Source organism: Streptomyces sp. NPDC046557 (assembly GCF_040645975.1).
Classification (GTDB): Bacteria; Actinomycetota; Actinomycetes; order Streptomycetales; family Streptomycetaceae; genus Streptomyces.
Window position 1 is genome coordinate 55,890 of sequence record NZ_JBEYZH010000019.1, and the last position, 9,804, is coordinate 65,693.

The 9,804-nt window shown below is 74.4% G+C and carries 7 protein-coding genes; all 7 read left to right on the forward strand.

Annotated features, from left to right (window positions below):
* Window position 1 precedes the first annotated feature (1 nt).
* The 7 genes from ABZ934_RS25630 to ABZ934_RS25660 all read left to right on the forward strand — a co-directional run bounded on the left by ABZ934_RS25630 (window position 2) and on the right by ABZ934_RS25660 (window position 9,731).
* Window positions 2-2,287, forward strand: a complete 2,286-nt coding sequence (locus ABZ934_RS25630; protein ID WP_361317448.1) for an iron-containing redox enzyme family protein — start codon at window positions 2-4, stop codon at window positions 2,285-2,287.
* Between the two features lie 11 nt (window positions 2,288-2,298).
* Window positions 2,299-3,492, forward strand: coding sequence for an acyl-CoA dehydrogenase family protein (locus ABZ934_RS25635; protein ID WP_361317450.1), 1,194 nt, complete (start codon window positions 2,299-2,301; stop codon window positions 3,490-3,492).
* Window positions 3,493-3,525: 33 nt separating this feature from the next.
* Window positions 3,526-4,677: a cytochrome P450 gene (locus tag ABZ934_RS25640; protein WP_361317453.1), complete on the forward strand. Its 1,152-nt coding sequence runs from the start codon at window positions 3,526-3,528 to the stop codon at window positions 4,675-4,677.
* Between the two features lie 112 nt (window positions 4,678-4,789).
* Window positions 4,790-5,854, forward strand: a complete 1,065-nt coding sequence (locus ABZ934_RS25645; protein WP_361317455.1) for a saccharopine dehydrogenase — start codon at window positions 4,790-4,792, stop codon at window positions 5,852-5,854.
* Window positions 5,844-7,091, forward strand: coding sequence for a saccharopine dehydrogenase C-terminal domain-containing protein (locus ABZ934_RS25650; protein ID WP_361317458.1), 1,248 nt, complete (start codon window positions 5,844-5,846; stop codon window positions 7,089-7,091). Before ABZ934_RS25645 ends, ABZ934_RS25650 begins: the two co-directional genes overlap by 11 nt.
* Entirely contained in the window at window positions 7,088-8,419 is a 1,332-nt protein-coding gene (locus ABZ934_RS25655) for an ATP-grasp domain-containing protein (protein ID WP_361317460.1), read from the forward strand. The genes ABZ934_RS25650 and ABZ934_RS25655 overlap by 4 nt, the downstream gene beginning before the upstream one ends.
* The gene (locus tag ABZ934_RS25660) at window positions 8,409-9,731 is read left to right on the forward strand and encodes an MFS transporter (RefSeq protein ID WP_361317463.1); all 1,323 of its coding nucleotides are present in this window, start codon (window positions 8,409-8,411) and stop codon (window positions 9,729-9,731) included. Before ABZ934_RS25655 ends, ABZ934_RS25660 begins: the two co-directional genes overlap by 11 nt.
* Window positions 9,732-9,804: the final 73 nt, after the last annotated feature.

A 9,804-nucleotide genomic window follows, 5' to 3' on the forward strand; every position in this document is an offset into this window, starting at 1 on the left:
GATGACCACCGCGCCTTCCCTCGACAGCGCCCGCACCCGCCCGGCGCCCGCCTTCCCGCTCCCCGACCTGACCACCTCGCTGCCCACCGGGCCCGTCGAGGCGAGCCCGGCGGCCCTCGCAGAGGCCGAGCGGATCACCGCCGCCGCGCCCGCCGAGCTGTTCCGCCGGCTGCTCGCCGACCAGGAGAGTGAGAGCGCTCTCCTCGCCGCCCGCCTGGTCCTCACCGCCTTCCTGACGGCGGAGCCGGACGGCGAAGACGCCCCGGCCGATGCCGATGCCGATGCCGATGCCGTCGCCGACGCCGTCGCCGCCCATGTCCTGGCCGCCCGCGCCGAACTCGCCGCCGCCCTCACCCCCCTGCGAGACCACGCCGACCCCGAGATCCGCGCCGCCGTCCTGCGCCAGCGCGCCCCCCTCGCCCTGTCCGGCGGCTGCTGGCTGGACACCGTCTCGCAGGCCGCCACCCAGCCCGCCGAAATCGTCGGCCGCCTCTTCCGCCACCACTGGCTGCTCCAGGGCGAGGGCACCGCCGAGGCCGGCCAACCCGCCCGCCGCCGCCGGGCACTGGCCGCGCAGGGCGTGTACCTCCCCGAGGTGGAGGCCGCCGGCTTCCTGGACGCCGCCGGGGCCCGCCCGCTCACCGCCCTGCACGCCGCCTTCCGCGTCGCCCTCTCCCGCCTGCCCGCCTCCTTCCTCCCCGAGGTGGTCGGCGTCCACTACGCCGCCCACGCCCTCGGCGTGGACGAACTCCTGCTCGGCGGTGAGCCGATGCTGGCCGAGAGCGACGTACGGCCCCTGTTGGCCGAGTACCTCGCCTTCACCGCGCAGTCCCCGACCGGGCCCGAGGACCGCCGCCGCGCCCTGGCGGCCGTACGCCTCCTCGTCCGCCTGGAGCGCGAACACACCGCCGCCCTCACCGAACTGGCCCACTGGCAGGAAGGGCTGTCCCTGGACGACAAGGTCGCCGCGATCGTCGCCCGGCACGCCCCGCACGCCGGCCGCCAGCACCGCGCCGTCCGCCTCGGCACCCGCAAGCTCACCGACTGGCTCGATGACGAACACCTCGACGCCGCCGCCTTCGTCGCGGAGTTCCGCACCGCCCGCCAAGTGCGCCCCGCCCGCGACGGCGGCCCCTGCCGCTTCCTGAAGTCCATCAAGTTCGGCGGCCCCATGTTCGGGATCTTCGACGAGCGCGAGGCGGCCGTCTTCTCCGCCTGGACCCGCTCCATCGCCGCCGGGGAGCCCGCCGGACCCCTGTCCGGCCCCGCCGCCGCCGGGGACGACGCCGCCCGGCACTGGAGCGCGCGCCTCACCGCCGGCCGCCCCGCGGGACTCGTGGTCCGCGAGGCCGACCCGGCCCCCGACGAACGCGCCTTCTTCCACCGGCTCGTCAACTTCGAGCGCCACCCGAACGTCCTGCCCCTCGCCCGGGCCCGCGCCGAAGTCGGCCTCGCCGACGCCGAGCTGCTCTTCACACACGGCGCCGGCGGCCTGCTGACCAACGCCGAGTTCTTCGACTACACGCCGGACGCCCTGCTGGAGCGCGTCGAGCGGATCTACCGGGACAAGCTCGTGGACCCGTACGAGCCGCTCACCGAGATCCCCGACCGCGACGAGGTCGTCTTCGAGCAGTCGACGTACGCGCTCGGCAGCCTCATCGACGGCACCTGGGCCCACCGCGTCGCCAACCTGGGCCGCCGCGGCCGGCGCGGCGACGACATGCTCTTCTCCATCTACGCCGACGAGATGGGCCGCGGCGACATGGCGAAGAACCACATCACGATCATCCACAAGGTCCTCGCGAGCATGGACATGGACCTGCCGCACATCCGCCAGGACGCCTTCCTCGACCAGGGCGACCTGCCCGACCACCTGTACGGCTTCTCCGTCCACCAGGTCTGTCTCTCGCTCTTCCCCGACACCCTCTACGACGAGATCCTCGGCTACAACCTCGGCATCGAGATGTTCGGCCTCGGCGCGATGCGACTGCACGAGATCCAGAAGCTGCGCTACCACGGCCTCGACATCTCCTACGAGGAAGCGCACCTGTCGATCGACAACTTCTCGGCGGGCCACGCCCGCCAGTCCGCCGAGATCGTCATCGCCCACCTCGACGAGGTCCGCCGGGCCTCCGGCGAGGAAGCCGTCCGGCGAGCCTGGCGCCGCGTCTGGCGCGGCTACGCCTCCTTCGCCTACTTCGTCGAACACGCCCTGGTCAAACGGATGCGTTCGGCGCAGGCCGGTCCCGTCACCGCCCCGGCCACCGCCGACGACCTGGTCATCTGAGGAGCCCCTCCGTGGAACCGACGACGAGTTTCGACCCCGAGGTCCTCGACCTCCCCTTCTACGACGACGGCCACCGCCGCCTCGCCGAGACCGCCGGCACCTGGTGCGACAGCAACCGCGTCCTGTGGGAGGAAGTCCGCGCCCAGGACCCCGACACCGCCGGACGCCGGCTGGTGCGCACCCTCGGCGACGCGGGCTGGCTGGCCGCGCTCGACCCCGCCACCGGCCCCGCCGAGGACCTGCGCGCCCTGTGCCTGCGCCGCGAGGCCCTCGCCTACGCCGAGGACCTGGCCGACTTCGCGTACTCCATCCAGGCGCTCGCCGCGACCCCCCTGCTGCGCTTCGGCAACGAGGCACAACAGCGCCGCCACCTGCCGGGCATGGCCGCCGGGACGACGATCGGCGCGTTCGCCGTCTCCGAGCGGGAGGCCGGTTCGGACGTGGCCTCCGTGGGCCTGGCGGCCGTACGGGACGTGGCGGACGGCTCGTACGTCCTGAACGGGCGCAAGGCGTGGATCGCCAACGGCACCATCGCCGACCTGTTCGTCGTCATCGCCCGCACCGGCCAGGGCCCCGGAGCCCTCGGACTCTCCGCCTTCCTCGTCCCCGCCGACACCCCCGGCCTGCGGGCCGAGCGGATCGACGCGATCGCCCCCCGCTCCTTCGCCCACCTGTCCTTCGAGGACTGCCGGCTGCCCGCCGACGCCCTCCTCGGCCGGCCCGGACGGGGCTTCGTGGTCGCCGTGGACCTGCTGGAGCGTTTCCGCACCACCGTCGGCGCGGCCGCCCTCGGCTTCGGACGCCGCGCCTTCGACACCGCCCTCGCGCACACCAGGGAGCGGGCGGCGTACGGCCAGACCCTGTTCGACCTCCAGCTCGTCAAGGCCGCCCTGGCCGACATGGAGGTGCAACTGGGCGCCTCCGCGCTGCTGGTGGCGCGCGCCGCATGGGAGACCGACCGGGGCAACCGCCGCTTCGCCCGGCACTCCAACATCGCCAAGGTGCACGCCACCGAAGCCGCCCAGGGCGTGGTGGACTCCGCCGTGCAACTGCTCGGCGCGGCGGGCGTCGTCCAAGGCGGCGTCACCGAGCGGCTGTACCGGCAGATCCGGTCGCTGCGCATCTACGAGGGCACCTCGGAGGTGTTGCGGATGGCGATCGCCGGCTCCCTCGACATGCGCCGCGCACAGCGAGCGGCAGCCTGACCCGTACGTGTTCACCCCGGCAAGGAGCAGGACGTGACCAGCACCGACACCACCACCACGCCGATCGAGGCGGTCCGCCTCCCGGACCCCTACCCCTTCTACGCGACCCTGGTGGCCGAGCGCCCCTTCGCCTACGACGAGGCGCTCGGGGCCTGGGTGGCGGCCGACGCGGCGGCCGTGCGCGCGGTGCTGGGCAGCGGCGCGCTGCGGGTGCGCCCGCCGGCCGAGCCGGTGCCGGCCGGGATCGCCGGGACCGCTGCGGGCGAGGTCTTCGGCGACCTGGTGCGCATGACCGACGGCACCACGCAGGGTCGGCTCAAGACGGTGGTGGCCGAGGCCCTGGCCCGCGCCGACACCGCCCACGCGGTCGAGCTGGCCCGGGAGTTCACCCGTCAGGCCCTCGCGGCGGGCGGTGACGTCCCCTACGAGGAGCTGATGTTCGCCGTCCCCGCCCGGGTCGTCGCCTCGCTCAGCGGACTGACGGACGGCGCCGACCGGGAGGCCGCCCGCGCCATCGGCGACTTCGTCCAGTGCATCCCCGCCACCGCCACGCCCGCGCAGCAGGAGGCCGCGGCCACGGCGGCGGCCCGGCTGCGCGAGCTGCTGGCACCCGGACTCACGGCGGAGGGCGGCGGGCTCCTCGCCGAGTTGGTCCGCGCCGCCGACCGGGCGTCGTGGCCGCACCGCGCGCCGCTGCTCTCCAACGCCGTCGGGTTCCTGTCCCAGACCTACGACGCCACCGCCGGCCTGATCGGCAACACCCTGGTCGCCCTCGCCCGGGGAGCGGCCCCGGTGCGCCCGGCGGATCCGACCGGGATCGAGGCGCTGGTCCGAGAGGTGGTCCGGTACGACGCGCCGATCCAGAACACCCGCCGCTTCGCCGCCGAACCCTTCGCCCACGCCGACTCCAGGGTGGCACCGGGGCAGCAGGTGCTGGTCGTCCTCGCCGCCGCCAACCGGGACCCCGCCGTCAACCCGGACCCGCACGCGCTGCACCCCGGCCGGGTGAATCCGGCGGTCTTCACCTTCGGCGCCTCGGCCCACCGCTGCCCGGGTGAGGCGCTCGCCGTGGCACTCGCCACCGCCGTCGTCACCGAACTCCTCGCGGCAGGCTTTTCCCCGTCCACCGTCCCGCAGGCCCCGGCCTACCGCCCCCTGGCGAACGCCCGCATCCCGCTGATCTGAGCCGCGCCCGCCCGCACCCGTCACCCCATACCCGCTCCACCCCGCACCCCCGTCACACCGAGATGGCCGGGGGCCTACCACCCCCATGCCTCCTGATAGGACAAACCATAAGATGTCGGACAGTATTCACCTCTGGATGCGGCACGAGGCGCGCCCCACCGAACGTCGCGCGCCCCTCACGCCCGCCGACGCCGCCCACCTCGTCGCCCAGGGCCTGCGCATCACCGTCGAAGCCGGCGACCAGCGCGTGTTCCCCCTCGCCGACTACACCGCCGCGGGCTGCGCGAGCGCCCCCACCGACTCCTGGCACGAACAGGCCCCCGACGACGCCTACGTCCTCGGCCTCAAGGAACTCCCCGACGCCCGCACCCCGCTGCGCCACCGGCACATCTACTTCGGCCACGCCTACAAGGGCCAGGCCGGCGCGGCCGACCTGCTTGCCCGCTTCACCGCCGGCGGCGGCGCCCTCCTCGACATGGAGTACCTCACCGACGACTCCGGCCGCCGCGTCGCCGCCTTCGGCTACTGGGCCGGCTACGTCGGCGCGGCCCTCGCCGTCCTGCACCGCCGCGGGCGACTGACCGCCCCGCTGCGCCCCACGGACCGCGCCGCCCTGGACGCCCTCCTCGCCGCCCCCGCGTCCCGGGACACCACGACCACCGCCCTCGTCATCGGCGCGCTCGGCCGCAGCGGCCGCGGCGCCTGCGACGCCCTGACCACGGCCGGTCTCACCCCCACCCGCTGGGACCTGCCCGAGACCCGCGCGCTCGACCGCGCGGCACTCCTCGACCACGACCTGATGGTCAACACCGTCCTCACCACCGACCCCGTACCGCCGTTCCTCACCAAGGCCGACCTCGACGACCCGGCCCGCCGCCTGTCCCTCGTCTCCGACGTCACCTGCGACGTCACCTCCGACTGCAACGTGCTGCCCGTCTACGACCGGACCACCACCTGGGACGAGCCCGTCCGCGCCCTGCGCACCGACGCCCCCCGCCTCGACCTCATCGCCATCGACAACCTGCCCTCCCTCCTGCCCGTCGAGGCCAGTACCGCCTTCTCCGCCGAACTCGCCCCGCACCTGGCCCGCCTGGCCGAGTGGGACGGCGTGTGGTCCCGCGCCCTGCACACCTTCGAGACGGCCGTCCAGGCCCAGGAGACCCGCCATGTCCGATGACGCGATAGCCGCCTCCGGCACCGTCCACTGGATAGGCACCGGCCTGTCCACCGGCCGCTCCGGCCTCTCCCTCGTCTGCGAAAGCGCCGCCCGCGTCGTCCTGTGGGACCGCACCGAGGAGCGCGCCGCCGCCCGACTGGCGGCGCTCGGCCTCACCGGCCGCGCCGAAGTCCGCGCCCTCACCCCCTCCGCCCCGGCCGCCCTCGCGGCCGAGGCGGGCCCCGGCGACGTCATCGTCTCCATGCTCCCGGCCGCCGAACACGCCCCGCTGCTGCGCCTGGCGATCGAACGCGGCGCCCACTTCGCCTGCACCAGCTACGTCTCCCCGGAGCTCGCCGAGCTCGCCGAACTCGCCGAACCGGCCGAACGTGCCGCCGAAGCGGTTGGAGCGGCCCGTACGGTCGTCCTCACCGAGGCCGGACTCGACCCCGGCATCGACCACCTGCTGGCCCACGACCTGGTCGCACGGGGCCGCCGGGCCCTCGGCGCGATACCCGCGACCGCCGCGTTCACGTCCTACTGCGGGGGTGTCCCGGCGGTCCCCAACGCCTTCCGCTACCGCTTCAGTTGGGCCCCGTACGGCGTGCTCGCCGCCCTCGGTTCCCCGGCCCGGTACATCGAGGCCGGCGCCGAGGTGACCGTCCCCCACCCCTGGGAGGCCACCCGTACCCGGACCCTCGCGGGAGAGGACTTCGAGGTCTACCCCAACCGCGACAGCGTCCCCTTCGTCGCCCAGTACGGCATCCCCGACCACTGGAAGCTCGACGCCTTCGTCCGCGGCACCCTGCGCAACGCGGGCTGGCGCACCGCCTGGAAGGACGTCTTCGAGACCGTCGCCGCCGAGGACCCCGGCGCCGTCCGCGCCCTGGCCGCAGAACTCGCCGCCCGCCACCCCACCACCGCCGACGACCGGGACCGCGTGGTCCTCTCCGTCGCCCTGGACCTGCGCACCGCCGACGGCGCCCACTGGCACGGCTCCCACCTCCTCGACGTCACCGGGACCGCGGCCGAATCCGCGATGGCCCGCTGCGTCTCCCTGCCCGTCGCCCACGGCGTGACCCGCATCCTGGCCGGCGCCCTGCCCGCAGGCCTGGGCCGCGCCGCCGAGACGCCCGCCGAGACCGACCACTGGCTCTCCTTCCTCGCCGCCCGGGGCCTCGGCGGCACGTACACCGAAACCCACGTCCCGGCCGCCGCGGCGACCTCCCCCACAACCCCGTCAGGAGCCACGGCATGAGCCCCGCCACCCCGCCCGAAGCCTTCGTCCTCACCGGAGCGTTCCGGGTCCTCTGCCGCAACCCCCGCTACCTGGAGGAACTCGCCGCGCGCGGCCTGAAGATCCTGCTCATCACCTCCGAGAGCCACCGCGACGCCGCCGAGACGGCCCGCAAGGACCCCGACCACCCGGCGTCCCTCATCGACGAGATCGCCTACGTCGACGGCTCCCTCGACCAGGAGGGCTCGTACACCCCCGGGTTCGTCGCCCGGGCGCGCGGCTGGCGCGGCCGCTACACCGTGCGCGGCGCCTACGCGGTCGGCGAGACCCTCGTCGAACAGACCGGGCTGCTGTGCGACGCGCTGGGCGTGCCGGGCCCCGGGCTGCGCGCCACCCGCGTCTGCCGCAGCAAGTACCTCCAGCGCTGGTACCTGGAGGAGTTCGGCCCGGCCTGCCTGGTGGTGCCGCCCGGCGGTCGCGAGGACGCCGACCTGGGCGCGCTGGACTACCCCGTCGTCGTCAAGCCGGCCACCCGGCACTCCAGTTCGGGAGTGGTGGCGGTCGACGACGCGCAGGCGCTGCGCGAGCTGCTGGTGTCGTACCCGGCCCACGAGACGGTGCTGATCGAGCGGAAGGTCACCGGCCAGGAGTTCTCGGTGGAGTCCCTGGTCCAGCACGGCCGGCCCGTCTTCACCTCGGTGACCCGCAAGGAGACCACCGAGTCCGGCGCGCAGACCTTCGTGGAACTCGCCCACTCCGTCCCCAACGCGCGTACGGAGGCCGACGCGGCCCTGCTGGACGCCAACCGCCGAATGCTCGACGCGCTGGGCTTCCGCGACGGCATCGCGCACGCCGAGTGGCGCACCGGCGACGACGGGCGCCCCTACCTGATGGAGGTCGCCGCCCGCACCCCCGGCGACGGCCTCGTCGCCCTCTACCACCTCGCCACCGGGCAGCCGCTGGAGCCCGAGATCATCCGGATCGCCCTCGGCGAACCGGCCTCCTACCCGGCCCCGACCCGCTTCGCCCGCCAGGTCTACCTGGAGCACGGCACGGGCGCCCTCGCCGACGTCACCCTCGACTGGCCGGGCGTACGGCCCCTGTGGGTCGGGGAGTCCGGCATGTGGCCCGAGCTCGCGCCCGGCGCGCCGGACGACCCGGCCACGCTGCGCGCCCTGTTCGTCCTCAAGGAGGCCGGCGCGCCGCTGGGCCCGCTCGCGAGCTCCGACGACCGGGCGGTGACGTTCCTGATCGACGCGCCGACCCCGCAGGGGCTGGACGAGCTGGAGCGGCGGGTGCGCGGCGCCGTCACCGTCACCACCGACCCGGAGGCCGGCGATGAGCACTGACATCAGAGCCGCCGGGACGGACGAGGAGGCGTTGGCGGCCGACGAGGCGACGGTGGCGGCCGAGGCGGCGGCGGCCCCGCGCACCCCGGCCGGCGCTGAACGGACCGCCGTGTGGGCCACGTTCAAGGAGGCCACCCCCGCCGTCAAAACCGTACTGGCCGGGGTGCTCGTCAACCGGCTCAGCGGCTTCCTCCAGCTCTTCCTCGTCCTCTTCCTCACTGATTCCGGCCACTCCCGGGGCCGCACAGTCATCGCGCTCGGCGTCTACGGGGCGGGCGCCGTCGTCGGCTCCCTCGTAGGCGGCACCCTCGCCGACCGGCTCGGCATCCGCCACGCCACCGTTTTGTCGATGAGCAGCACGGCCGTGTTGACCGCGGCCCTGCTCTACCTGCCCGACTTCACCCTGCTGCTCGGCGCGATCGCCCTGGTCAGCCTGGGCGCCCAACTGTTCCGGCCGGCCTCGGCCACCCTGCTGGCCGACCAGACCGACGGCGACCGGCAGATCATGATCTTCGCGATGTACCGCTTCGGCCTCAACGTCGGCGCGACCGCCGCCCCACTGCTCGGCTACGCGCTCTACAACGCGGGCGGACACTCTTACACCCTGCTCTTCTGGGGCGAGGCCGTCATCGCGCTCGCCTACGCCCTGGTCGCCCGGGCCACCCTCCCCGCCAAGGTCGCGCCGCGCCCCGCGGCGGCGAAGACCCCGGCCCCCGAATCCACCGGCCCGCACGGCGGCTACGCGGCCGTCCTGCGCGACCGCCGCTACCTCCTCTTCCTGACCGCCGCCTTCTGCCACGCCGCCGTCTACACCCAGTACCTCTCCACCCTCCCGCTGTACATGAAGGACGCCGGGATGGCGCTCTTCTGGTACACCTTCGCCGTCGCGCTCAACGGCCTCATCGTGATCGCCTTCGAACTGCTGGTCACCAAGGTCTCCCAGCACTGGCCGCTGAAGATCACCGTCGGTCTGGGCTTCGCCCTCGTCGGCGCCGGGGTCGCCTGCTACGGACTGCCCATCGGCCCGGCCGCCGTCGTCATCGGCACGCTCGTCTGGTCGCTCGGCGAGATCCTCGGCGGCCCCGCCGTCTTCGCCTACCCGGCGAGCGCCGGCCCCGAGCCGCTGCGCTCGCGCTACATCGGCAGTTTCCAGTTCATGTTCGGCCTGGGCTCCGCACTCGGGCCGATGGCCGGCGCCTGGCTCTTCCTCCGCTTCGGCTCCCTCGTGTGGCCGCTGGTCGGCGCCGTCTCCCTGCTCGCCACCCTGGCCGGCCTCGTCGCCGTACGCGACCGCCGCAGCCGTACCGCCTGAGCCGTACCACCGGGCCCGTACCGCCAGATCCGTACCGCCAAATCCTTTCCCCTCCCCACCCTTACCGATTTCG